Annotated in this window: 22 protein-coding genes; 12 read left to right on the forward strand and 10 right to left on the reverse strand. The window is 72.9% G+C overall.

Annotated elements, in window-relative coordinates:
• Positions 1 to 41 precede the first annotated feature (41 nt).
• The 3 genes from AMK11_RS29805 to AMK11_RS29815 are packed head-to-tail and all read right to left on the reverse strand — an operon-like array spanning position 42 to position 3315.
• On the reverse strand, positions 42 to 1112 hold the full coding sequence (locus tag AMK11_RS29805; protein WP_073731201.1) for a threonine aldolase family protein: 1071 nt from the start codon (positions 1110 to 1112) through the stop codon (positions 42 to 44).
• Complete coding sequence (locus AMK11_RS29810; RefSeq protein ID WP_073731202.1) at positions 1109 to 1855, reverse strand: SDR family oxidoreductase; 747 nt, start codon at positions 1853 to 1855, stop codon at positions 1109 to 1111. Before AMK11_RS29810 ends, AMK11_RS29805 begins: the two co-directional genes overlap by 4 nt.
• 56 nt (positions 1856 to 1911) lie before the next feature.
• Positions 1912 to 3315, reverse strand: a complete 1404-nt coding sequence (locus tag AMK11_RS29815) for a DUF6421 family protein (protein ID WP_073731203.1) — start codon at positions 3313 to 3315, stop codon at positions 1912 to 1914.
• Between the two features lie 227 nt (positions 3316 to 3542).
• Between AMK11_RS29815 and AMK11_RS29820 the strand changes: the two genes are divergently transcribed.
• Positions 3543 to 4226 carry a glycerophosphodiester phosphodiesterase gene (locus AMK11_RS29820; RefSeq protein WP_073731204.1) on the forward strand — a complete coding sequence of 228 codons (684 nt, stop codon included), beginning with the start codon at positions 3543 to 3545 and terminating at the stop codon, positions 4224 to 4226.
• Between the two features lie 3 nt (positions 4227 to 4229).
• Here AMK11_RS29820 and AMK11_RS29825 read toward each other — a convergent pair whose 3' ends face one another.
• Complete coding sequence (locus tag AMK11_RS29825) at positions 4230 to 4769, reverse strand: GNAT family N-acetyltransferase (RefSeq protein ID WP_073731205.1); 540 nt, start codon at positions 4767 to 4769, stop codon at positions 4230 to 4232.
• 93 nt (positions 4770 to 4862) lie between these two features.
• On the opposite strand from AMK11_RS29825, the gene AMK11_RS29830 reads away from it, so the two are divergent.
• Both AMK11_RS29830 and AMK11_RS29835 read left to right on the forward strand, forming a co-directional pair.
• Complete coding sequence (locus AMK11_RS29830; protein ID WP_073731206.1) at positions 4863 to 5255, forward strand: VOC family protein; 393 nt, start codon at positions 4863 to 4865, stop codon at positions 5253 to 5255.
• A 103-nt stretch (positions 5256 to 5358) separates the two neighbouring features.
• Positions 5359 to 6123 carry a VOC family protein gene (locus AMK11_RS29835; RefSeq protein WP_073731207.1) on the forward strand — a complete coding sequence of 255 codons (765 nt, stop codon included), beginning with the start codon at positions 5359 to 5361 and terminating at the stop codon, positions 6121 to 6123.
• Between the two features lie 866 nt (positions 6124 to 6989).
• On the opposite strand, the gene AMK11_RS29840 is transcribed toward AMK11_RS29835, so the two are convergent.
• Together AMK11_RS29840 and AMK11_RS29845 are read right to left on the reverse strand one after the other, a co-directional pair.
• Complete coding sequence (locus AMK11_RS29840; protein WP_073731208.1) at positions 6990 to 7547, reverse strand: MarR family winged helix-turn-helix transcriptional regulator; 558 nt, start codon at positions 7545 to 7547, stop codon at positions 6990 to 6992.
• The gene (locus tag AMK11_RS29845) at positions 7544 to 9232 is read right to left on the reverse strand and encodes an FUSC family protein (protein ID WP_073731209.1); all 1689 of its coding nucleotides are present in this window, start codon (positions 9230 to 9232) and stop codon (positions 7544 to 7546) included. Before AMK11_RS29845 ends, AMK11_RS29840 begins: the two co-directional genes overlap by 4 nt.
• Before the next feature lie 162 nt (positions 9233 to 9394).
• Here AMK11_RS29845 and AMK11_RS29850 point away from each other — a divergent pair, with 162 nt between their 5' ends.
• The 5 genes from AMK11_RS29850 (at position 9395) to AMK11_RS29870 (ending at position 13391) form a co-directional block, all read left to right on the forward strand.
• A complete protein-coding gene (locus AMK11_RS29850; RefSeq protein WP_073731210.1) occupies positions 9395 to 9958 on the forward strand; it encodes a DUF5134 domain-containing protein in 564 nt (187 codons plus the stop codon).
• A gap of 131 nt (positions 9959 to 10089) precedes the next feature.
• Positions 10090 to 11025, forward strand: coding sequence for a M56 family metallopeptidase (locus AMK11_RS29855; protein WP_073731211.1), 936 nt, complete (start codon positions 10090 to 10092; stop codon positions 11023 to 11025).
• Between the two features lie 87 nt (positions 11026 to 11112).
• Positions 11113 to 11784 (forward strand): phosphatase PAP2 family protein, encoded by a 672-nt coding sequence (locus tag AMK11_RS29860; protein ID WP_073731212.1) that lies wholly within the window; start codon positions 11113 to 11115, stop codon positions 11782 to 11784.
• A gap of 57 nt (positions 11785 to 11841) precedes the next feature.
• A complete protein-coding gene (locus AMK11_RS29865) occupies positions 11842 to 12531 on the forward strand; it encodes an HAD family hydrolase (protein ID WP_073731213.1) in 690 nt (229 codons plus the stop codon).
• Positions 12532 to 12707: 176 nt separating this feature from the next.
• Complete coding sequence (locus AMK11_RS29870) at positions 12708 to 13391, forward strand: TetR/AcrR family transcriptional regulator (protein ID WP_073731214.1); 684 nt, start codon at positions 12708 to 12710, stop codon at positions 13389 to 13391.
• Here the strand turns inward: AMK11_RS29870 and AMK11_RS29875 are convergent.
• Positions 13379 to 14881: an LVIVD repeat-containing protein gene (locus AMK11_RS29875; protein WP_073731215.1), complete on the reverse strand. Its 1503-nt coding sequence runs from the start codon at positions 14879 to 14881 to the stop codon at positions 13379 to 13381. The two genes, AMK11_RS29870 and AMK11_RS29875, sit on opposite strands and share 13 nt — an antisense overlap.
• 223 nt (positions 14882 to 15104) lie before the next feature.
• On the opposite strand from AMK11_RS29875, the gene AMK11_RS29880 reads away from it, so the two are divergent.
• Positions 15105 to 15761: a DUF305 domain-containing protein gene (locus AMK11_RS29880; protein WP_073731216.1), complete on the forward strand. Its 657-nt coding sequence runs from the start codon at positions 15105 to 15107 to the stop codon at positions 15759 to 15761.
• An 18-nt stretch (positions 15762 to 15779) separates the two neighbouring features.
• Here AMK11_RS29880 and AMK11_RS29885 read toward each other — a convergent pair whose 3' ends face one another.
• A complete protein-coding gene (locus tag AMK11_RS29885) occupies positions 15780 to 16235 on the reverse strand; it encodes a DUF6214 family protein (RefSeq protein WP_073731217.1) in 456 nt (151 codons plus the stop codon).
• A gap of 224 nt (positions 16236 to 16459) precedes the next feature.
• On the opposite strand from AMK11_RS29885, the gene AMK11_RS29890 reads away from it, so the two are divergent.
• Positions 16460 to 17812 carry an FAD-dependent oxidoreductase gene (locus tag AMK11_RS29890; RefSeq protein ID WP_073731218.1) on the forward strand — a complete coding sequence of 451 codons (1353 nt, stop codon included), beginning with the start codon at positions 16460 to 16462 and terminating at the stop codon, positions 17810 to 17812.
• Between the two features lie 236 nt (positions 17813 to 18048).
• Here the strand turns inward: AMK11_RS29890 and AMK11_RS29895 are convergent, their stop codons facing one another.
• Positions 18049 to 18411 (reverse strand): ArsR/SmtB family transcription factor, encoded by a 363-nt coding sequence (locus AMK11_RS29895; protein WP_073731219.1) that lies wholly within the window; start codon positions 18409 to 18411, stop codon positions 18049 to 18051.
• A 153-nt stretch (positions 18412 to 18564) separates the two neighbouring features.
• Here AMK11_RS29895 and AMK11_RS29900 point away from each other — a divergent pair, with 153 nt between their 5' ends.
• The gene (locus tag AMK11_RS29900) at positions 18565 to 19644 is read left to right on the forward strand and encodes an NADH:flavin oxidoreductase/NADH oxidase (RefSeq protein WP_073731220.1); all 1080 of its coding nucleotides are present in this window, start codon (positions 18565 to 18567) and stop codon (positions 19642 to 19644) included.
• 199 nt (positions 19645 to 19843) lie between these two features.
• On the forward strand, positions 19844 to 20647 hold the full coding sequence (locus AMK11_RS29905) for a pectate lyase (protein ID WP_073731221.1): 804 nt from the start codon (positions 19844 to 19846) through the stop codon (positions 20645 to 20647).
• Here AMK11_RS29905 and AMK11_RS29910 read toward each other — a convergent pair.
• Positions 20634 to 21407, reverse strand: coding sequence for a PaaX family transcriptional regulator C-terminal domain-containing protein (locus AMK11_RS29910; RefSeq protein ID WP_383585480.1), 774 nt, complete (start codon positions 21405 to 21407; stop codon positions 20634 to 20636). The two genes, AMK11_RS29905 and AMK11_RS29910, sit on opposite strands and share 14 nt — an antisense overlap.
• Between the last annotated feature and the right edge of the window lie 100 nt (positions 21408 to 21507).

Below are 21507 nucleotides of genomic sequence, written 5' to 3' on the forward strand. Positions count from 1 at the left end.
AGTTTTCAGGTGACCGCATACCTATGCATCGATGGAGTTGCCTAGCGGGCCATCTCCTCCTTGAGCGCGGCGACGAACGCGTCGACGTCGTCCTCGGTGGTGTCGAAGGCGCACATCCAGCGCACGTCGCCGGCGGCCTCGTCCCAGAAGTAGAAGCGGAACCTCTTCTGCAGGCGCTCGCTGACCTCGTGCGGCAGCCGGGCGAAGACGGCGTTGGCCTGCACCGGGTAGAGGATCTCCACGCCGTGCACGGCGCGCACGCCCTCGGCCAGGCGCTGGGCCATCTCGTTGGAGTGCCGGGCGTTGCGCAGCCACAGGTCCTTGGCGAGCAGCGCCTCCAGCTGCACCGACACGAAGCGCATCTTGGAGGCGAGCTGCATGGACAGCTTGCGCAGGTGCTTCATGTGCCGCACCGCGTCCTGGTTCAGGACCACGACCGCCTCGCCGAACAGCGCGCCGTTCTTGGTGCCGCCGAGCGAGAGGAGGTCGACGCCGACCGCGTTGGTGAACGTCCGCATGGGCACGTCCAGGGAGGCGGCGGCGTTCGCTATCCGGGAGCCGTCCAGGTGCACCCTCATGCCGTGCGCGTGGGCGTGCTCGCAGATGGCCCGCATCTCGTCGGGCGTGTAGAGCGTGCCGAGTTCGGTGCTCTGGGTGATCGAGACGACCTGCGGCATCGCGCGGTGCTCGTCGTCCCAGCCGTACGCCTGCCGGTCGATCAGGTCGGGCGTGAGCTTGCCGTCGGGGGTGGGGACGGTGAGCAGCTTGAGGCCGCCCATGCGCTCGGGGGCGCCGCCCTCGTCGACGTTGATGTGCGCACTCTCGGCGCAGATCACCGCGCCCCAGCGGTCGGTGACCGCCTGGAGGGCGACGACGTTGGCGCCGGTGCCGTTGAAGACCGGGAACGCCTCCGCGCCCGAGCCGAAGTGGCTGCGGATCACGCGCTGGAGGTTCTCGGTGTACTCGTCCTCGCCGTACGCCACCTGGTGCCCGCCGTTGGCCAGGGCCAGCGCGGCGAGCACCTCCGGGTGAGCGCCGGCGTAGTTGTCACTGGCGAAACCGCGGACCTCGGGGTCGTGGTGGCGACGCGCGTCGGTCTTCGGAGGGTTCACGGCTTCTCGGTCAGCCACAGACGGTTTCCGTTCACTTCCGCGGCGGGCTTCTCCCAGACACCGGCGACGGCCTCGGCGAGGTCACGCACGTCCGTGAAGCCCGCGAACTTCGCGTTGGGGCGCTCGGCGCGCATCGCGTCGTGCACCAACGCCTTGACCACCAGGATCGCAGCCGCCGACGTCGGCCCCTGCTCGCCCCCCGCCTTGCGGAAGTAGTCCGCCATGGCCAGCGTCCAGGCCTCGGAGGCGGCCTTGGCGGCCGAGTAGGCGGCGTTGCCCGCGGTGGGCCTGGACGCGCCGGCGGCGCTGATCAGGACGTAGCGGCCGCGGTCGCTGCGCTGGAGCGCCTCGTGGAAGGCGAGGGAGGTGTGCTGCACGGTGCGGATCAGCAGCTTCTCCAGGAGGTCCCAGTCGCCCAGGTCGGTCTTGGTGAAGTTCTGGCTGCCGCGCCAGCCGCCGACGAGGTGGACCAGGCCGTCGACGCGGCCGTGGTCCTTCTCGATGCGGTCGGCCCACGCGCGGGTGGAGTCCAGGTCGAGCAGGTCGACCGTCTCGCCGGTGACGGTGGCGCCGCCGTGCGCGTAGCGCGCCGCGTCGACCGCCTCCGCCAGCCGCTCGGGGTCGTTGTCCGAGCCGACGACCGTCGCCCCCGCCTCGGCGAGCCGCAGCAGCGCGGCCCGTCCGGCGGGTCCGCCCGCCCCGGCCACCGCGATCACCGCGCCGTCGAGCGCCCCGTTCCCCATGGTCCTCGCCTCCCGAGCCTGTTGCCGTGCCTGTTCCTGCCCGCCGGTGCCGTCGCTCACGCGGCGGCCCGCTCGGCGCCGTCCGCCGAGGCCGTGATGCCCTTGGTGGAGGCGATCACGCTCTTCAGCTTCTTGGACAGGGCCTCGTAGAACATGCTCAGCGGAAACTCGTCCGGAAGCACGTCGTCGACGAGTTTGCGCGGCGGCAGGGTCAGGTCGAGGGCGTCGGGGCCCTTGGCCCACTTCGAGCCGGGGTGCGGGGCGAGGTAGGTGGAGACCAGCTCGTAGCCGGCGAACCAGTGGACGATCTTGGGGCGGTCGATGCCGTCGCGGTAGAGCGTCTCGATCTCGGCGCACAGCTGGTTGGTGACCTGCGGGGCGCGCTGCCAGTCGATGAAGAGCTTGTTGTCGGTCCAGCGGACGACGTCGTGCTTGTGCAGGTAGGCGAAGAGGAGCTGGCCGCCGAGCCCGTCGTAGTTGCGCACGCGCTCACCGGTGACCGGGAAGCGGAACATGCGGTCGAAGAGGACGGCGTACTGCACGTCGCGGGCCTGCGGGACGCCGTCGTCCGCCAGCTTCACGGCCTCCTTGAAGGCGGTGAGGTCGCAGCGCAGCTCCTCCAGGCCGTACATCCAGAACGGCTGGCGCTGCTTGATCATGAACGGGTCGAACGGCAGGTCGCCGTGGCTGTGGGTGCGGTCGTGGACCATGTCCCACAGGACGAAGGCCTCCTCGCAGCGCTTCTGGTCGTGGACCATGGCGGCGACGTCGTCGGGCAGCTCCAGGCCCAGGATGCCGACGGCGGCGTCGGTGACGCGGCGGAAGCGGGCGGCCTCGCGGTCGCAGAAGATGCCGCCCCAGGAGAAGCGCTCCGGGGCCTCGCGCACGGCGATGGTCTCCGGGAAGAGCACGGCCGAGTTGGTGTCGTAGCCGGCCGTGAAGTCCTCGAAGGTGATGCCGCAGAACAGCGGGTTGTCGTAGCGGGTGCGCTCCAGCTCGGCCAGCCAGTCGGGCCAGACCATCCGCAGCACGACCGCTTCGAGGTTGCGGTCCGGGTTGCCGTTCTGCGTGTACATCGGGAAGACGACCAGGTGCTGGAGGCCGTCCGCGCGGCCCGCGGCGGGCTGGAAGGCCAGCAGCGAGTCGAGGAAGTCGGGCACCTCGAAGCCGCCGTCGGCCCAGCGGCCGAGGTCCTTCGCCAGGGCCTCGTGGTAGGCGCGGTCGTGCGGGAGCAGCGGGGACAGCTCCTCGACGGCGCCCGCGACACGGCGTACGGCGTCCTCTGCGGCGGCCCGCTGCGGGGCGCCCTCGGCGTCGAAGTCGATCGACCCGTCCTTGGACTGCCAGGGCCGGATGCGCTCCACGGCATCCTTGAGCACGGGCCATGCCGGGTGCTCGACCACCCTGCTCACCGGAGGAACCTTCTCCTCCGCACCCACCTGCACAAGAATTTCCGTCATGTCCCATCCTCCACGGGAGAAGCTCGCGTCAGGACACCGTATGCATACGAGGTTCCTCCCTTCAAGGGGAGCCTCCGCAAATTATCCTGCCGCGCCCGGGGCTTCACCGCATTTTTTCCTGTGGGATGCCGGATTCCGTATACCCAGCGCGGCAGAGGGGAAACGGTCCGGCAGGGCCGTTAGGCTGCGCCCTGCCATCGCCGCCGTCTACGGAAGCGAGTCGAGCCTTGAACTTCCTCACCATCGGGCACCGCGGAGCGATGGGTGTCGAACCCGAGAACACCCTGCGTTCCTTCGTCGCCGCCGAGCGGGCCGGCCTCGACGTCGTCGAACTGGACCTGCACCTGAGCAAGGACGGCGCGCTGGTCGTCATGCACGACGCGGACGTGGACCGCACCACGGACGGCACCGGCGCGATCGCCGACAAGACGCTGGAGGAGCTGCGGGCACTGGACGCCGGCCGCGGGGAGCGGATCCCGGTCTTCGAAGAGGTGCTGGACGCGGTCTCGGCGCCGTTGCAGGCCGAGATCAAGGACGTGGCGGCGGCGCGTACGCTCGCCGAGGTGATGCTGCGGCGGGACCTGGTGGACCGGGTGGAGGTCATCTCGTTCCACGACGAGGCGATCGTCGAGATCGCCCGCCTGGTGCCGGGGGTGCGGACCGCGCTGGTCGCGCAGTACTACGGTCCCGAGGTCGTGGACCGGGCCGTGGCGGCGGGCGCCGGGACGCTCTGCCTGGACATCGAGCGGATCACGCTGGAGATCGTGCGGCGCGCCCGCAAGGCGGGCCTGAGGGTCTTCTCCTGGACCGTGAACACCCAGGACCAACTGCGGCTGGTGCGCGCCCTGGGGCTGGACGGCGCGACGACCGACTACCCGGAGATCAAGCGCACCGGCCGCTTCACGGCCTGAGGCTCACACCAGCGGCTTGACCAGCAGCTCGAACCGGAGGTCGTCGCGCTGCGGGATGCCGAAGCGCTCGTCGCCGTACGGGAACGGGGTCGTCTCTCCCGTACGGCGGTAGCCGCGGCGCTCGTACCAGGCGATCAGGTCCTCCCGCACGGAGATGACGGTCATGTGCATCTCGGAGACGCCCCACGCCTCGCGGGCCTGCCGCTCCGCCTCCGCGACGATCTCCTTGCCCATACCCGCGCCCTGGAGCGCCGGGCTGACGGCGAACATCCCGAAGTAGGCGTGCGCACCGCGGTGCTCGAGCTGGCAGCAGGCGACGATCCCGCCGTCCCGCTCGACCGTCAGCAGGCGGCTGTCCGGCGACTTGATCACCTCCAGCACGCCCTCCGGGTCCGTGCGCTGCCCCTGGAGGATGTCCGCCTCGGTGGTCCACCCGGCCCGGCTGGAATCGCCGCGGTACGCGGACTCTATGAGCGCCACGATCTCGTCCACGTCGTTGTCGGTGGCGTCGCGGTAGGTCAGTCGGCCTGCGGTGGTGTCCATCTGGGGCGTCTCCGGTTCGTTCTCGGGCGCGTTTCGTTCGCGGGCGCGGCGGGGGCACCGATGAGAGTAACGCTGCCAGTAGGGTCGGTCCGCATGGTGCATGTACTCAGCAGCCGGACCCTGCTCCGCCCCACCGATCCCGACCGCTCCCGGGCCTTCTACGGCGAACAGCTCGGCCTCGCCGTCCACCGCGAGTTCGGCACCGGACCGGAGCGGGGCACCGTGTACTTCCTCGGCGGCGGCTTCCTGGAGGTCTCCGGCCGCGCCGACGCACCCGTGGCTCCCGCCCTCAAGCTGTGGCTCCAGGTCGAGGACGCGGCGGCGGCCCACGAGGAGCTGCGCGCGAAGGGCGTCGAGATCGTGCGGCCGCCGGTGCGGGAGCCGTGGGGGCTGGTGGAGATGTGGATCGCGGATCCCGACGGCACGCAGATCGTGCTGGTGGAGATTCCGGCGGACCATCCGCTGCGCTACCGGCCCGGGATCTGAGCCACCGGGGCGGCACGCGCCGGATGGCCGCGGTCCGGGCCCGGCCTTAGCGTGCTGGAGGGGGACGGACGGTCTGCGGCCGAGCGGAAGGACGCCCCACGCGATGCAGCTCCACGAACCGGTGCCCGGCGGCCCCTGCTGGGCCGAGCTGGGGACCAGCGACCTTGTGGCGGCCAAGCGCTTCTACACCAAGCTGTTCGGCTGGCGCCCCGCGACGGACTCACGGCAGCAGGCGGGCGGCTACACCATCGCCCGCCTCGGCGACGCGGCGGTCGCCGCCCTGACGCCGCTGTACCAGCAGGGGCAGCCGGTCGCCTGGAACGTGTCGTTCGCGGTCCGGGACGCGGACGCCGCCGTGCGGCAGGTGACGGCGGCCGGCGGAACGATCCTGCACGGGCCCGTGGACGTCTTCGACTCCGGCCGGTTCGCAGTGGCCGCCGATCCGGGCGGCGCGGTGTTCCAGCTGTGGCAGGCACGGTCGTTCCCCGGCGCGGGGCTGTTCAACGCGCCGGGCACGCTGGGCTGGGTGGAGCTGCTGACCCGGGAGCCCGGCCGGGCCGCCGACTTCTACACCACGGTGTTCGGCTGGAGCGTGTCCGCGTCGGACCGCTATCCGCAGTGGGGGATCGACGGCGCGGACTTCGGCGGCATGGTGACGATGGACGAGAAGTTCCCGCACGAGGTGCCCGCCCACTGGCTGCCGTACTTCGCCGTGGCGGACGTGAACACCACCGCCGTCGACACGACCGACAGCGAGGGCACCGTGCTCATGGAGCCGACCTCCCCTCCCGACGGACCGCGCATCGCGGTACTGCGGGACCCGCAGGGGGCGATGTTCGGCGTGTACCGGGCGGGCGACGAGCGCTAGCCCTGCCGGGGGCGACGCGGGAACCTTCGGGCCGGCGGACCCCGCACGGCGCCGGGCGCCCGGCCCACCTCCGCTTCGAACGGGCGGGGCTCCCCTCGGACTCGGCGACCGGACCGCAGCGACCCCGGTGGCCCCCAGCGGCCCTTGTGGCCCCGGCGCCGGCGTGTACCGGGCGGGCGACGAGCGCTAGCCCTGCCGGGGGCGACGCGGGAACCTTCGGGCCGGCGGACCCCGCACGGCGCCGGGCGCCCGGCCCGTCTCCGCTTCGAACGGGCCGAGTGTCCCGCCGGACTCGGCGACCGGACCGCAACGACCCCGGCGGCCCCCAGCGGCCCTTGTGGCCCAGGCGGCCCCGGCGCCGGCATGTACCGGGCGGGCGACGAGCGCTGAACTCTGCCGGGGGCAACGCGGGAACCTTCGGGCCAGCGGACCCCGCACGGCGCCGGGCGCCCGGCCCGTCTCCGCTTCGAACGGGCCGAGTGTCCCGCCGGACTCGGCGACCGGACCGCAACGACCCCGGCGGCCCCCAGCGGCCCTTGTGGCCCAGGCGGCCCCGGCGCCGGCATGTACCGGGCGGGCGACGAGCGCTGAGCCCTGCCGGGGGCAACGCGGGAACCTTCGGGCCAGCGGACCCCGCACGGCGCCGGGCGCCCGGCCCGTCTCCGCTTCGAACGGGCCGAGTGCCCCGCCGGACTCGGCGACCGGACGGCGGCGGTCCCGGCGGCCCTTGTGGCCCTGGCCGACGCTTCTGAAGCCGCGGACCCGTCGGCAGCCTCAACCCGTCAAGCGTCAGCCCGTGGTCCCGGCGGCGCGGGACACCCCGCGCCCGCGCGTCCCCGGCGTCGTTGCCGGACCGCCTCAGACCCTCAGACCCGCAGTGCCTGCGGCCGGCTCTCGAGACGGCCCAGCAGCGCCCCGAGGAGCGCCGCCAGCTCCTCCTGGTCCGGTCCGTCGACGCCGGACAGGACGGCGGACTCGTAGGCGAGCTGTTCGGGCAGGATGCCGTCGACCAGGTCGCGGCCGCTGTCCGTGAGGCGGACGTGGGCGACCCTGCGGTCGCGGGTGTCGCCGCGCCGCTCCACGAGTCCGCGCTCGGTGAGCTGCTTGAGGCGCTTGGTGACGGCGGCGCCGGACGAGAAGGTCTCGCGGGCCAGGTCGCCGGGGGTCAGCTCGTGCCCGGTGCGGCGCAGGGCGCCGAGCAGGTCGAACTCGGCCCGAGTGAGCCCGGCCCGGCGCAGCGGGGCGTCCTCGGCCTGCTGGAGGAGGGCGGCGCAGCGGTTGATGCGGCCGATGATCTCCATCGGCCCGGTGTCGAGTCCGGGGTGCACGGCCCGCCACTGCCGTACGACCGCGGCGACCGTGTCCCCGCCCGGTCCGCCCCTCGCGTCGCCCCCGGTCGCCGATCCCCCGTCGGTTGCGGTCATGGCCGTACGTCCTCCGTTCTCGTGCCCGGTTCCCGGTCCGGACGCGCTGCCTGGCGTCGCACCGTTGCGGCGAGCGTACGGTGTCCGGACTGCTCGGCGAGCACGACCCTCTCCTGGGGCAGCGCGCGTCCCCACCATTCGCCGGACGCGGCGTCGACGGTGGCCCGCAGGTCGGTGAGGGCGGCGGCCAGGCCCCGGCGGGCGGCCTCCAGGGCGCCGGGGGCGGGGTCGGGCTCCGCCAGGAGGCGGGCAGCGTGCTCGCGGGCGCGGTCGGCGGCGGTCACCGCCTGTCCGACCCGGCTGCCGGCGCGCCGGTTGGTGACGGCGACGGCGGCCAGGAAGCCGACCAGGGCGCCGACGAGGGTGTCCACCACGCGTTCGGTGATCAGCTCGCCGGGCTGCTGGTACCGGGCGAACTCGGTGATGAGCAGCGCCATCGGGGTCACGCAGACGCTGCCGAGCCAGTAGTTGCGGGTGATCAGCGCCTCGGCCCCGAAGTTGAGGGCGAGGCAGAACAGGACCAGCAGAGCCTGCCCGAGGTGGGCCAGCGGGGCGATGGCGGCGAACACCAGCACCCCGGCGATGTTGCCGACGACGCGCTGGACGGCCCGGCTCCAGGTCAGGGTCATGTTGGCCTGGTAGAGGGCGGCGGCGGTGACGAGGGCCCAGTACGGGCGGCCGATGCCGAGCGCGAGGGAGGCGTAGCCGGCGAGGGCGCAGCCGAGGGCGGTGCGCAGGGCGATCGGGCCCAGGGGGCCGAGCCGCCGCCAAAGGGGGGCGGGGGGCGCGGCGAGCTCGGTGTCGACGCCGAGGAGTTCGTCGGCGGCGCCCTCGGTGGCGCCGGTGCGGGGGATGCGGCCGGTGCCGCGCAGGGCGCGGGCCCAGTCGCGCAGGCGCTCCGGGTCAGTGTCGGCGGGCGCGGCGAGCGCCACCTCCGCGCGGACGACGAGGCGTTCCAGGGCGTGCCGGGTGGTGGCGCGGGTGCCGGTCTCCGGAAGGGCCAGCAGTGTCTGCCAGGCGGACTGGACGGCGGCGTACCCGGCGGCGCGCGCCGCGGTGTGGCCGTCGCCGGTACCCCGGGTGCCGGCGTACGCGGCGGCGGCGTTCAGCGCCTGGGCGGTGGCCCGGCGTTCGGGGCCGTGCGGGCGGACGAGGGCGGGTGCCATGCCGACGATCCAGGCCCAGGCGCCCGCGGCGGCGCCCAGGGCCAGGTGACCGGGAATCTGCCCGAAGGTCTGCGGGACGAAGAGGGCGGCGGAGCTGATGAAGGTCAGGACCACGTTGCCCGGCGGGCCGACGCGGGTGGCGTCGCACAGGGCCTTCTGGACCGCGGCCAGCAGGGCGCCGACCGTGACCAGGACGACCGCGTCGCGGGTGAGCGAGGCGGTGACCAGGGCGACGGCGACACCACCGAGCATGCCGAGGACGACCCAGGCCAGCACGCGGGCCCGGGCGGCGTAGGGGCGGTTGTGGGCGTAGAGGGCGCACAGGGACCCGGCCATGGTGTACATCGCCAGGTCGAGCCGGCCGAGCGCCAGCAGGATCAGGTTGGGCGGGGCGACGGCGGCGACCGAACTCAGTGCGGGCTTGAACCAGATCTCGGAGGGGCGGCGCAGGCGCAGCACGCCGGTCAGGGACAGACGGCGGCCGAGTGAGATGCCGGTGGTGGGGGTCGCGCTGCTCATGCGAAAAGCTTAACAGGTGTTTTATCTGTAAAGGACATGTGCCGTGCTCCCCCTGGTACCCCCCGTGTACTCCCTTGCGCTCGCGTGCGCGCCGCACGGCCCGGGCATTCCTTGACCGACCGGCGGGCATCGGCCGTCGAACCGCGAGCGGGGGAGGCACGTGTGCACGGACCGACGTCGTCCGGGTGGCTGCTGGTCGCGCTGTGCGCGGCGACCGGCGCGTACTGCCTGCTGCGGATGCGCAGCGGCGTGGAGGAGCAGCGCCGCGCCGCGGGCGGCGAGGCGCTCATGGGATTCGGCATGGCCGCCATGGCCGTGCCCGCGGCGGTGTTCACCCCGCCGGCCTGGGCCTGGCCCGCCTACGCGGTGCTGTTCGGCGCCGCCGGGCTGCGCGCCCTGTGGTCGGCCCGGTCGGAACGTCATCACCTGCACCACCTCGTCGGGGACGCGGCCATGGTGTACATGGCGCTGGTGATGGCCGGCACGTCCGCCCACGGTCACGCGCACGGCTCGTCCGGGATTCCCCTGCTCACCGGACTGCTGCTCCTCTACTTCACCGGGTACGTACTGCTGACCGGCGTGCGTCTGCTGCCGGTGGCCGCCGTGGCGAGGGGCGGCACGGCCGGGGGCGGCGCGGCGGACGGCTGGGGCGACCGGCCGGAGCTGGCGCGGGCGTGCCGGCTCTCCATGGGCATCGCAATGCTGGCCATGCTGCTGACCATGTGACAGCCGTCCATCAAGGATGGCCCGCGACGACGCACGGCGTTACCCGGCACACCCCGTGCGCAACCGTTGCCTGCGTCACTTTGTGCGGCGGGCCGCACTCCTGGGCGGTGCGGCGCTCTTAGGCTGCCTTCATGATTCTCCCCGCGGCGCTGCTGCTGCTCGGCGCTCTGACCGCCGTCCTCGCTCCGAGGCTGCTCGCCCGCGCCGACTGGCCGGACCGTGAACCGGTGGTCGCCCTGTGGGTGTGGCAGTGCGTCGTGGCGGCCGTGCTCGTGTGCTGCGCCCTGTCGATGACGTTCAGCGCGGCGGCGGCGTGGCACGCGGTGGGCGGCCACGTCTTCGCGACGGCGCCGCGCCAGGTGGTGGAGGCGTACGCGCTCGGCACGTCCGGGCTCTGGGCGGACACGACCGCCGTCGCGCTGGCCTGCGGCGGGTTGTGGAGCGCCGCGATGCTGGCCCGCGAGATCGCGCGCGCCCGTACCCGGCGTCGGCGGCGCCGCGCCGAACTGCTGCACCGCGCTCCGCTGTTGCCGGGCGAGGCGCCCCGCTCGGACCGGCTCGTCGTCCTGGAGGGCGATCGGCCGGACGCCTGGTGGCTGCCCGGCACTCCCCCGCAGCTGGTCGTCACCACCGCCGCGCTGCGCCGCCTCAAGGGCCGCCAGCTGGACGCGGTGCTCGCCCACGAGAAGGGGCACGCGCAGGCGCGGCACGACTGGCTGCTGCACTGCTCGGCCGCCCTGGCGGACGGCTTTCCGCAGGTTCCGGTGTTCGCGGCGTTCCGCGACGAGATGCACCGCCTGGTGGAACTCGCCGCCGACGACGTGGCCTCCCGCCGCTTCGGCCGGCTGACGACCGCCTTGGCACTGGTCGAACTCAACGAGGACCGGGGCGTGTTCGGCCCCTGCCCGACGACCCACGCCCACGTCCCGCAGCGCGTACACCGGCTGCTCACGCCGCCGAACCGCCTGTCGGCCGCCCGCCGGCTGCGGCTGACGGCGGCGGCCGCGCTGGTGCCGGTGGTGCCGGTGCTGGTGGCGTTCGTACCGGGCTTGCGGGCGCTGGGATAGCCCCACGAGCGGCACTCCAGCCCTCCCGCATCGCGGAAACCGCCCCGGGATTGGCCCCGGACCGCCCGGGTCGGCGAGTATCGCAGCATGCAGACGCCCTCCGTCGACTCCCCGCCCAGTCCCCCGCAGCCGCGCACCGCCCTCCGCGTCACCTGGGTGCTGACCGTGTGCTCGGCGCTCCTGCTCGCCCTGGTGGCCCTCGAATGGAGCCCGCTGGTCGGCGTGGACGACGACATCGCGGACACGACGCACCGCTGGGCGGTCGACGAACCGGGCATCACGCACGCCATGCGGATCCTCACCGACTGGGTGTGGGACACGTGGACGATGCGACTGCTGTGCGCGGCGGTGGTGTTGTGGCTCTGGTTCCGGCGCCGGGACCGGTGGACGGCCGTGTGGCTGGGGACGACGTGCCTGCTCGGAAGCCTGCTGCAGCAGGCGCTGAAGGCGGCCGTGGACCGGGCCCGCCCCGTCTGGCCCGACCCCGTGGACTCCGCGCACTACGCGGCCTTCCCCTCGGGCCACGCCATGACCGCCACGTTCGTGTGCGGCCTGCTCGTATGGCTGCTCCTCCACTACGACACCACCCGCGGCGTACGCCTGACCGCCCTGGCCGTGGCGGTGGTCTCCGTCGTCGGCGTCGGCGTGACCCGGGTGTGGCTCGGCGTCCACTGGGCCACGGACGTCGTAGGGGGCTGGCTCCTGGGCACCCTGGTGGTGGCCGTCGCGGCACTCGTCCACGAGCGCCGTCACCCTTGAGAACGCCGGCGCCCGGCCACCGTCGCGTCGGCCGCCGTCGGCTCGTAGCATCCGCCCATGACTGCCGTGCTGTTCGACTTCTCCGGGACCCTCTTCCGCATCGAACCCACCGACGCCTGGCTGAGCGGGGCGCTCGCGGGCACCGGGACGACGCTCACCGGACCGGAGCTCGCCGCGACGGCCCGCGCGCTGGAGGAGGCGGGTGCGCTGCCCGGCGGAGTCCCGCCGGCGCGGGTGCCGGAGGAACTCGCCGGGACATGGGAGGTCCGGGACGAGAGTGCCCGGCTGCACCGGGCCGCGTACACCGGACTGTCCCGGCAGGTGAGGCTGCCGGACCCGGAACTGCACGACGTGCTGTACGACCGGCACATGACGCCGGACGCCTGGACTCCCTACCCCGAAGCCGCCGAGGTGCTGGGCGCGCTGCGCGAGCGGGGAATCGCCGTCGGGGTGGTCAGCAACATCGGCTGGGACCTGCGCCCGGTCTTCCGTGCGCACGGCCTGGACCGGTACGTCGGCGCGTACGTCCTGTCGTACGAGCACGGCGTCCAGAAGCCCGACCCGCGGCTCTTCGCCACCGCCTGCGCGGCGCTGGGCGCCGAGCCGGGCCGGACGCTGATGGTCGGAGACGACCGGCGGGCGGACGGCGGCGCGGCGGCCCTCGGCTGCGCCGTGCACTTCGTGGACCACCTGCCGGTGGCCGAGCGCACGGCGGGACTGCGGCCGGTGCTGGGCCTGGTGCGCTGACCGCCGCCGACGCACCCGACCACCCCGTAGCCCGAGGCAACCAAGGAAGGTATCCGTCCGCCTCGGACGATCCCCCGTGTCGCCCGAGGCAGACGGTTGCCGGAGCGGGCCCCTCAGGGCCCGTCCGCCTGCGCCGAGTATAGTTGGCTGCCAGCCAGTCAACGCAGGAGTACAGGATGTCCCCGCGCAGCGCCTCGGTCAATGAAGAGTTGCGGAGGCGTTCGAAGGAGCGGCTTCTGCAGGCCGCGGTGGAGCTGGTGGGTGAGCACGGGTACGAGGCGACCACACTGGGCGCCATCGCCGACCGGGCCGGTTCGGCGCGCGGTCTGGTCTCGTACTACTTCCCCGGCAAGCGGCAGCTCGTGCAGTCCGCCGTGCACCGGCTGATGCACCGCACGCTGGAGGAGGCCCTGGAGCGCGAGCCGCGCACCGACGAGGGGCCGGAGCGGATGGCGCGGGCCATCGACGCGGTCCTGGGGCTCGCCCGGGACCGGCCGGTGCTCATGCGCCAGCACATGGCGGGCCTGCTCCAGGCCGAGGTGGGTTTCGTGCCGTGCCCGGAGCAGCTGCGCCTGGCCGAGCTGTTGCGGGACACCGTCGCCCGGCACGGCTCGCGGGACGTCGACCGGGACTACCCGATGCTGCGCGCGCTGCTGATGGGAGCCGTGTTCGCCGCCCTGCTGCCGGGGGCGGCGATGCCCGTGCCGGTGCTGCGCGCCGAGTTGTTCAAGCGCTACCGGCTGGAATGGGGACTGGGTGTCCCGCCGGACGCCGAGGCGCCCGGCGGGACAACGTGCGACACGGACCTGTCGCGGTTCTTCGCGACCGGTGGGCCCGGCCGGCCGGCTCAGTCGAAGTAGTCCGGCTGCGTCTGCGTGTTGAGCTCACGCAGGTGGACCCGCTTGGCCGGGTCGGTGCGCCGGTCGCTGAGCTTGAGGACGTCGAAGCCCTTGGCGATGTCGTTCGAGTAGATGTAGCCGTTGTAGTAGTACGCCGACCACGAGCCGCCGGTGGAGATGGTCTCCGTGCTCAGCGGGCCGCGCTCGAAGTAGGCGATCTCCTTCGGGCGCTCGGAGTCGGTGAACTCCCAGACGGAGACGCCGCCCTGGTACCAGGCCTGGACCATGATGTCGCGGCCCTTGACCGGGATCAGCGAGCCGTTGTGGGCGACGCAGTTCTCCGTGTCCGCCTGGTGGCGGGGGATCTTGAAGTAGCTGCGGAAGACCAGCTCGCGGTGGTCTCCCCGGCCGACGATGTCGTAGATGCCGTCGGCGCCGCGGTTCGGGCCGGTCTCCGCGTTGCAGGTGGCGGCGCCGCCGCCGCCCAGCTCGTCGGTGAAGACGACCTTGTTCGCCTTCTGGTTGAAGGTCGCCGAGTGCCAGAACGCGAAGTTGACGTTGTCCTGGACGCGGTCGATGACCTTCGGACGCTCGGGGTCCTTGATGGAGAACAGGATGCCGTCGCCCATGCAGGCGCCCGCCGCGAGGTCCTTCGAGGGCAGGACGGTGATGTCGTGGCAGCCGGTGGTCTTGGAGACGCCCGGGTTCACCGGCCCGCCCGGGTTGCCGCCGCCGTCGGGGCCCTCACCCGGGAACAGCACCGGGAAGTCCACGACGGCCGCCCGCTCGGGCGCCTTGCGCGGCACCTTGATGACGGAGATGCCGTCGTGCGGAGGCTGGCAGTCCGGGTACGCGGCGTTCGGCGAGTACGAGGAGACGTAGACGTAGACGTTCCTGCGCTCGGGCACCAGCGTGTGGGTGTGGGAACCGCAGGCAGTCTCGACTGCCGCCACGTACTTCGGGTTCCGCTTGTCGCTGATGTCGAAGACCTTCATGCCCTCCCAGGAAGACTTCTCGGTCGCCGGCTGCGTGGTGCTGTTGCAACTGCTGTCGCTGCGCGAGGAGTCGGTCGACAGGAACAGCAGGTCGCCGGAGACGGAGATGTCGTTCTGCGAACCGGGACACAGCACCTGGGCGACGGTCCGCGGCTTCTTCGGGTTCTTGATGTCGAAGATGCGGAAGCCGTCGTAGTTGCCGGCGAAGGCGTACCGGCCCTGGAAGGCCAGGTCCGAATTGGTGCCGGGCAGCGCGTCCTTGGGGATGTTGGCCAGGTGCTCGATGTTGTCCGAGTGGACTATCTCGTCCACGCCGGGTATCTCGCCGCCCTCGATGGCGTCGCGCGCTTCGGCGCGCGCGCTCTTGGAGACCTCCTTCGAAGTCGCCGGGCCGTCCCCGGGGTCGGGGGTCGCCACGGCCGGGCCGGCCGTGAGCAGCGCGGACAGGAGACCGGCGGCGGCCACCGCGACTCCCAGGCGTCTGCGCCGCGTTCGCGGGTCGTTCAACAGGATCACTGTTTCCTCCCTACGTCCGTTCCGACGGAACGGTTCACGCACCACCGCAGTATCGTCTTCGCCATGCTCATACCAACAGGGGGCAACAGGGTCGTGATGAAGTTTTTTGATCAGTGACACGCGGAAGCGTGCTAAGACGGTCATCGCACTCACGAGGTGCTCCGCCGCACGAGGCGCTCCACGCCCCTGCCCCGGGGGCACGAACCAGCCACAGGAGGTCGTTGTGTCCTTCCGCCCCGCGTCGACCCGCGCGTCCCTCGTCACGGCCGCGCTGACCACGCTGGCCGTACTCGGGCTCGGAGCCTGCGAGTCCGGCGCCGACGGCGGGAAGGCGGACGCGGCCGGGCCCTCGGTGATCGCTCCGGGCGAGCCGGGCGGTGACAACCGGACCCTGTCCGCCGAGGAGGCCCAGAAGCAGCGGGCCGACGACGACTCCCCCAACTCCGCGGACGTCTCCTACGCGCGGATGATGATCCAGCACCACGCCCAGGCCCTGGAGATGACCGAGCTGGTGCCGGAGCAGGCCGCTTCCGGCCAGGTCAAGAAGCTCGCCGAACGGATCTCCGCGGCCCAGGGGCCGGAGATCGAGGCGATGAGGGGCTGGCTGACGACCCACGGCGAGAAGGAGACGGGCGGCGGGCACGACCACGCCGCGATGCCGGGCATGGCGACCGAGGCCCAGCTGGAGAAGCTGCGCAAGGCCCGGGGCGAGGCCTTCGACCAGCTCTTCCTGACCCTGATGATCACTCACCACGAGGGGGCGATCAGCATGGCGACCGACGTCAAGTCGCAGGGCAACAACGTGCGGATCGAGGAGATGGCGGACGACGTGGTGGCCCAGCAGACGAGCGAGATATCGCGGATGCGCCGGATGCTGTGACGGTCCGCCGGCGGACCGTCAGCGACGCGCGCGGCGCGGAGCCAGGAAACCGTCGTCGCGCGCCTGGCCGATCAGCCTGAGCGACCTGCGCCGGCTGTGCCCGGTCGCGCGCATCACCGCGAGGACCGGGTCGCCGCCCTCCTCCCGGGCCGCCCGGTACTCCCGAGCGACGAGCCGGCGCCCCTCCCTGCCGCCCGGCCAGGCGGGACGGGCGCGCCGCGGACCGGGCGACGCGGTCGCGGAACCGACCGGCACGCAGGCGTCGGACAGCGGACTCTCCAGCCACTCGGCGAGTGCGGCCAGGTCATCGAGGGACAGCGGCGGCCGGGCCCGCACGTCCTCGACCCGCACCCGCTGACCGGACAGCACGGCGAGCGCCTCCAGCCGGGCGCCGTCGGCGAAGGTGAGCCGGACGTCGAACCACGCGGCGGTGGTGGCACCCTCGCGCACCACCCAGGTCTGCCGCACGGACATCTCGCCGTCGTCCGGACAGCGATCGGAAAGCTGAAGAGAACGATCAACGAAGGATGCGTCGAGCATACACAGAACGTAACCGAATGATCACATTCCATACGAACGGAACACGCGCGGAAGACGCGCCGTTCACCGGGCGCAGCACCCTGTCAGCGCAGCGGGGGCGGTGGGATGCTGGAGACCCAGCGACCTGACTTCGCCCGCCCCGGACAAGGAGTTCCGCCGTGCTGCGTGTCGCCGTCGTCGGCTCGGGACCGAGCGGGTGCTACACCGCGCAGAGCCTCGTCCAGCTCGGCCAGGACGTCCGCGTCGACGTCCTGGACCGGCTGCCGTGCCCGTACGGGCTGGTGCGGTACGGCGTGGCGCCCGACCACGAGAAGATCAAGTCACTGCAGAACGCCCTGCGTACGGTGCTGGAGCACGAGCGGGTGCGGTTCCTGGGCGCGGTCCCGGTGGGTCCCGGTGGAGTACCGGCCGCCCGGCTGCGGGAGCTGTACCACGCGGTGGTGTACTGCGTGGGCGCCGCCGCCGACCGGCGGCTGGGCATCCCCGGCGAGGACCTGCCGGGCAGCTGGTCGGCGACCGAGTTCGTGTCCTGGTACAGCGCCCATCCGGACGCCGTGGACGCCGGGTTCCTGCGCGGAGTGCGGTCGGCGGTGGTGATCGGGGTGGGCAACGTCGCCGTCGACGTGGCGCGGATGCTGGTGCGCGGGGCGGCGGAGCTGCGCGGCACCGACGTTCCGCAGGCCGCCCTGGACACGTTCGCCGCCGGCCGGGTGGCCGACGTGCACATGGTGGGCCGCAGGGGGCCCTCTCAAGCCCGTTTCACCACCAAGGAGCTGCGCGAGCTCGGCGCCCTGCCGGACACGGCCGTACTGGTGGAGCCGGCCGAGCCGGCGCTGGACCCGGCGTTCCGTGACCCCTCGGGCCTGCCCGGCACGCAGCGCCGCAACGTGGAGGTGCTGCGGGGCTGGGCCGACCGGCCCGCACCGGACGCCGCCCGCCGGCTCCGCCTGCGCTTCTTCCTGCGCCCGGTGGAGCTGATCGCGGGCGCCGACGGCCGGGTGGGCGCCGTGCGCTTCGAGCGGACCCGGCCGGACGGGCGCGGCGGTGTGACCGGCACGGGGCGCTACGAGGAGATCCGGGCCGGGCTGGTGCTGCGGTCGGTGGGCTACCGCGGAGTGCCCCTGGAAGGGCTGCCGTTCGACGCGGCGAGCGGCACGGTGCCGCACCGGGCGGGACGCGTCCTGCGCGCGGGCGCCGTCGCCCCCGGCGAGTACGTGGCCGGCTGGATCAAGCGGGGTCCGACGGGGGTCATCGGCACCAACCGGCCCTGCGCGAAGGAGACGGTGACGTCCCTGCTGGCGGACGCACCCGTACTCGTACGGCGGGACCTCCCCACGGGCGACCCCCTCGGTCCGTTGCGGGCCGAAGGCGCCGAGCCGGTCGAGTGGAGCGGCTGGCGGGGCATCGAGCGGGCCGAGGCGGAACTCGGCGCCTCACTGGGGCGGCAGGTCGTGAAGCTGCCCGACTGGGAGTCACTGCTGGCGGCGGCGCGCGGGGCGGCGGACCGCTAGGGCCTGTCCGGCGGATCAGGTCGCAGAAACGGTGCGGCGCCTCGTCGACGCAGGTGAGCGGGGGCGATGGGGCCCCTCCCGCGCATGGGGGTCCCCCCGCTCGAGCGGAGCCGAGAGTGGGGGAGCAGTCGAGCGTGGAGGAGTCGGCAACCGACGACAACGCGGCCGATGGCCGTGCCGGCCCCCCCGTCTGCGGCGTGATCCGCCGGACAGGTCCCAGCTCCTCGCGGACGCCGTCAGCCGGTGCCGAGACGGGCGGCCTGACGGGCCGCCGCCGCCAGCAGGGCGTCCAGCAGCCCCGGGAAGAGGGCGTCCAGGTCGTCCCTGCGCAGGCCGTTCATCTTGGCCGTGCCCCGGTAGGTCTGCCGGATCACCCCGCTCTCCCGCAGCACCCGGAAGTGGTGCGTGGTCGTGGACTTCGTCACCGGCAGGACGAAGTGGGAGCAGGAGAGGAGCGCGTCGCTGTCGGCGGCGAGTTCCCGCACGATCCGCAGCCTCATCGGATCGGAGAGCGCGTGCAGCACTCCTTCCAGCCGGATGTCGTCGCGTGCCGGGTGGGGCAGGTCGCGGGTGCCGGCGGCGGGGGCGGCGGGGGTCACGGCGGCTCCAGATGGTCCGGGAGGGGCCCGCTGTCCGGCAGGGGCTCCGTCGAAGGCTCCATGGTACGAGAGACATCGTAGTTTGACACCCACCGTACTACGAGGGTTATCGTACGACCGTTCCTTCCACCCCGACCAAGGGAGCAGCCCGCCATGAGCGCCCTCTTCCAGCCCCTCCAGCTGCGCGGCACCACGATTCCCAACCGGATCTGGATGTCGCCGATGTGCCAGTACTCCGCCGCGCCGGAGGGTCCCATGGCGGGCGTCCCGGGCGACTGGCACTTCGCGCACTACGGCGCCCGCGCGGTCGGCGGCACCGGGCTGATCGTCGTCGAGGCCACCGGCGTGTCGCCCGAGGGCCGGATCTCGCCGCAGGACCTGGGCCTGTGGAACGACACCCAGACCGAGGCCTTCCGGCGGATCACCGACTTCCTGCGCTCCCAGGGGACGGTGCCGGCGATCCAGCTGGCCCACGCGGGCCGCAAGGCCTCGACCGCACAGCCCTGGAAGGGCGGGGCGCCCGTCGGCCCGGACGCGCACGGCTGGCAGCCGGTGGCGCCGAGCGCGCTGCCCTTCGACGACCGCCACCCGGTGCCTACCGAGCTGACCTCCGCGCAGATCCGAGAAATTGTCGGACAGTTCGCGGATGCGGCCCGCCGGGCCCTCGCCGCCGGTTTCGAGATCGCCGAGATCCACGGCGCCCACGGCTACCTGATCCACGAGTTCCTGTCGCCGCACTCCAACCACCGCACCGACGCCTACGGCGGCTCGTACGAGAACCGCACCCGCTTCGCCCTCGAGGTCGTCGACGCCGTACGCGCGGTGTGGCCGGACGACAAGCCGCTGTTCTTCCGGATCTCGGCGACCGACTGGCTGGAGGAGGGCGGCTGGACGCCCGAGGACACCGTCCGCTTCGCCCGCGACCTCCAGGCCCACGGCATCGACCTGCTCGACGTCTCCACGGGCGGCAACGCCCCGCGCGTGAGGATCCCCACCGGCCCCGGGTACCAGGTGCCGTTCGCCGAGCGCGTCAAGGCCGGGACCACGCTGCCGGTCGCCGCCGTCGGCCTGATCACCGACGCCGGGCAGGCCGAGAAGGTCCTGGCCAACGGCGAGGCCGACGCGGTGCTGCTGGGCCGCGAGCTGCTGCGCGAGCCGTCGTGGGCGCAGCACGCGGCGCGGGAGCTGGGCGACGCGGTCCGGATGCCGGATCAGTACGGGTGGGCCGTGTGAGGCGGCACAGCGCGGCAGGCGTTGACTAGAAAGCGCTTACCCTCTACGGTCCGTTCATCAGCATGACCGCTGCGGACGCGATGTCCGGCAAGGCCCCACACCTGCCCCATCGCGTCCGCACGGCATCGAGCAGCACCATGCACAGCGTTCACGTACATGTTCCGTTCCACCCCCACTCCCCCACGGAAGGGACCCGAACATGACTGCTGCGACACGCCCCCACGGGCGGCGGCGCGCCGCGACCGGCGCACTGGCCGCACTCGGACTCTCGGTTGGCATGCTCATGACCACCGGAGCCACCTCGGCACAGGCCGCCACCTGGCCGACGCCCAACGGCAGCGAGGGCGTCTCCGCCACCATCCCGGTCTCCGGCACCAAGGACTACGGGATGAAGCGCCTCTACGGCACCGGCGACCTCGGCTCCGGCGGCCAGGACGAGGACCAGGGGCCGATCCTGGAACTGGCTCCCGGCGCCGTCCTCAAGAACGTGATCATCGGCGCACCGGCCGCCGACGGCATCCACTGCAAGGGCAGCTGCACCCTGCAGAACGTCTGGTGGGAGGACGTCGGCGAGGACGCGGCGACCTTCCGCGGCTCCTCGTCGTCGAACGTCTACACGGTCACCGGCGGCGGTGCGAAGGAGGCCGGTGACAAGGTCTTCCAGTTCAACGGTGCCGGGACGCTCAACGTGTCGGACTTCGCCGTGAAGAACTTCGGCACCTTCGTCCGCTCCTGCGGCAACTGCTCGACGCAGTACAAGCGCACCATCAACCTCGACTCGATCGAGGTGGGCTGGAAGGGCAGCCGGATCGCCGGCATCAACACCAACTACGGCGACAGCGCCACGCTGCGCGACATCACCGTCGTCGGGGACGACGACCGGAAGATCGTCCCGTGCCAGAAGTACATCGGCAACGACGACGGCGACGAGCCGGACTCGAACGGCTCGGGCCCCGACGGCACCCACTGCAGGTACGGGGCGTCGGACATCACCTACCAGTGACGCGCATGCGGACCTGCCCGGCCTGCTCCCGCTGGTATCGCGCGTAGGCCTCCCGCAGGGCCGCTCCCGGCCAGTCGGACGGGAGGAGTTCGGGGGGCAGGACCGGGTCGGCCAGCAGATGGCGCACGACGGCCGCGAATACGGTGAGCCGGTCGGCCGGCCGCCGGGCCCGGCCGACCCGGTCGAGCAGCGCCCCGGCCGTGGCGGACCAGGCGTCCAGTGGCCACAGGTCCGCCGCCAGGTCGCGGGCCGGACGTGCGGGCCGCGAGGCGTGGCGCTCGGCCACCCGGTCCAGCTCGGCGGGCAGCGGCCGGCACAGATTGGCGGGGCGCAGCCACACGCCCTCCCGGAGCTCGGCCAGACGCAGGGCGGTCAGCCGGGCCCGCAGGTCGGCACGTTCGGCCGCGCCGCGTCCCGTCGCGGTGACCACGACCATCTCCCAGTCGCCCTCCCACGCGCGCGTGTGCGGGCGTACGGCCTCGTCCTGCCGCCGCTGGCGTTCCAGCAGCCGCTCACTGAGGCGGTAGCCGGTGTCCGTGCGCCGCAGGTCACCGGCGGCGGCCATCCGGCTGAGCGCCGCCCGCGCGGTGGACCCTCCGACGTCGAAGCCCTCCACCAGCCGCACCAGTTCCCGGGCCGGCAATTCGGGGGGATGCGCCCCGAGGAGCAGACTCAGGACCACCGACCGCGCGGACAGCGGGCGCAGTGCGGGGCCGTCCGGGGGCGCGGACTCGTTCACAGGCGTGCGCACGGGTCGCACGTTTCCCTGACCACGTATCGGTCGTCCCTCCACATGAACCCGTACTCTACGTGCGTCCACTGTGTTGCACTATTGCTGCGTTCGCAGCAGGAGTGCAACA

It is taken from the genome of Streptomyces sp. CB02414 (assembly GCF_001905385.1).
In the GTDB taxonomy this organism is placed as follows: Bacteria; Actinomycetota; Actinomycetes; order Streptomycetales; family Streptomycetaceae; genus Streptomyces.

Bases quoted from the DNA above. Each gene is read 5' to 3' on its own strand.
- AMK11_RS29885 (WP_073731217.1), bottom strand. From the start codon at position 16,235: ATGTCCGTGCGGCAGACCTGGGTGGTGCGCGAGGGTGCCACCACCGCC.
- AMK11_RS29870 (WP_073731214.1), top strand. From the start codon at position 12,708: ATGTCCCCGCGCAGCGCCTCGGTCAATGAAGAGTTGCGGAGGCGTTCG.
- AMK11_RS29845 (WP_073731209.1), bottom strand. From the start codon at position 9,232: ATGAGCAGCGCGACCCCCACCACCGGCATCTCACTCGGCCGCCGTCTG.
- AMK11_RS29860 (WP_073731212.1), top strand. From the start codon at position 11,113: ATGCAGACGCCCTCCGTCGACTCCCCGCCCAGTCCCCCGCAGCCGCGC.
- AMK11_RS29855 (WP_073731211.1), top strand. From the start codon at position 10,090: ATGATTCTCCCCGCGGCGCTGCTGCTGCTCGGCGCTCTGACCGCCGTC.
- AMK11_RS29840 (WP_073731208.1), bottom strand. From the start codon at position 7,547: ATGACCGCAACCGACGGGGGATCGGCGACCGGGGGCGACGCGAGGGGC.
- AMK11_RS29830 (WP_073731206.1), top strand. From the start codon at position 4,863: ATGGTGCATGTACTCAGCAGCCGGACCCTGCTCCGCCCCACCGATCCC.
- AMK11_RS29825 (WP_073731205.1), bottom strand. From the start codon at position 4,769: ATGGACACCACCGCAGGCCGACTGACCTACCGCGACGCCACCGACAAC.
- AMK11_RS29865 (WP_073731213.1), top strand. From the start codon at position 11,842: ATGACTGCCGTGCTGTTCGACTTCTCCGGGACCCTCTTCCGCATCGAA.
- AMK11_RS29810 (WP_073731202.1), bottom strand. From the start codon at position 1,855: ATGGGGAACGGGGCGCTCGACGGCGCGGTGATCGCGGTGGCCGGGGCG.
- AMK11_RS29835 (WP_073731207.1), top strand. From the start codon at position 5,359: ATGCAGCTCCACGAACCGGTGCCCGGCGGCCCCTGCTGGGCCGAGCTG.
- AMK11_RS29905 (WP_073731221.1), top strand. From the start codon at position 19,844: ATGACTGCTGCGACACGCCCCCACGGGCGGCGGCGCGCCGCGACCGGC.
- AMK11_RS29900 (WP_073731220.1), top strand. From the start codon at position 18,565: ATGAGCGCCCTCTTCCAGCCCCTCCAGCTGCGCGGCACCACGATTCCC.
- AMK11_RS29815 (WP_073731203.1), bottom strand. From the start codon at position 3,315: ATGACGGAAATTCTTGTGCAGGTGGGTGCGGAGGAGAAGGTTCCTCCG.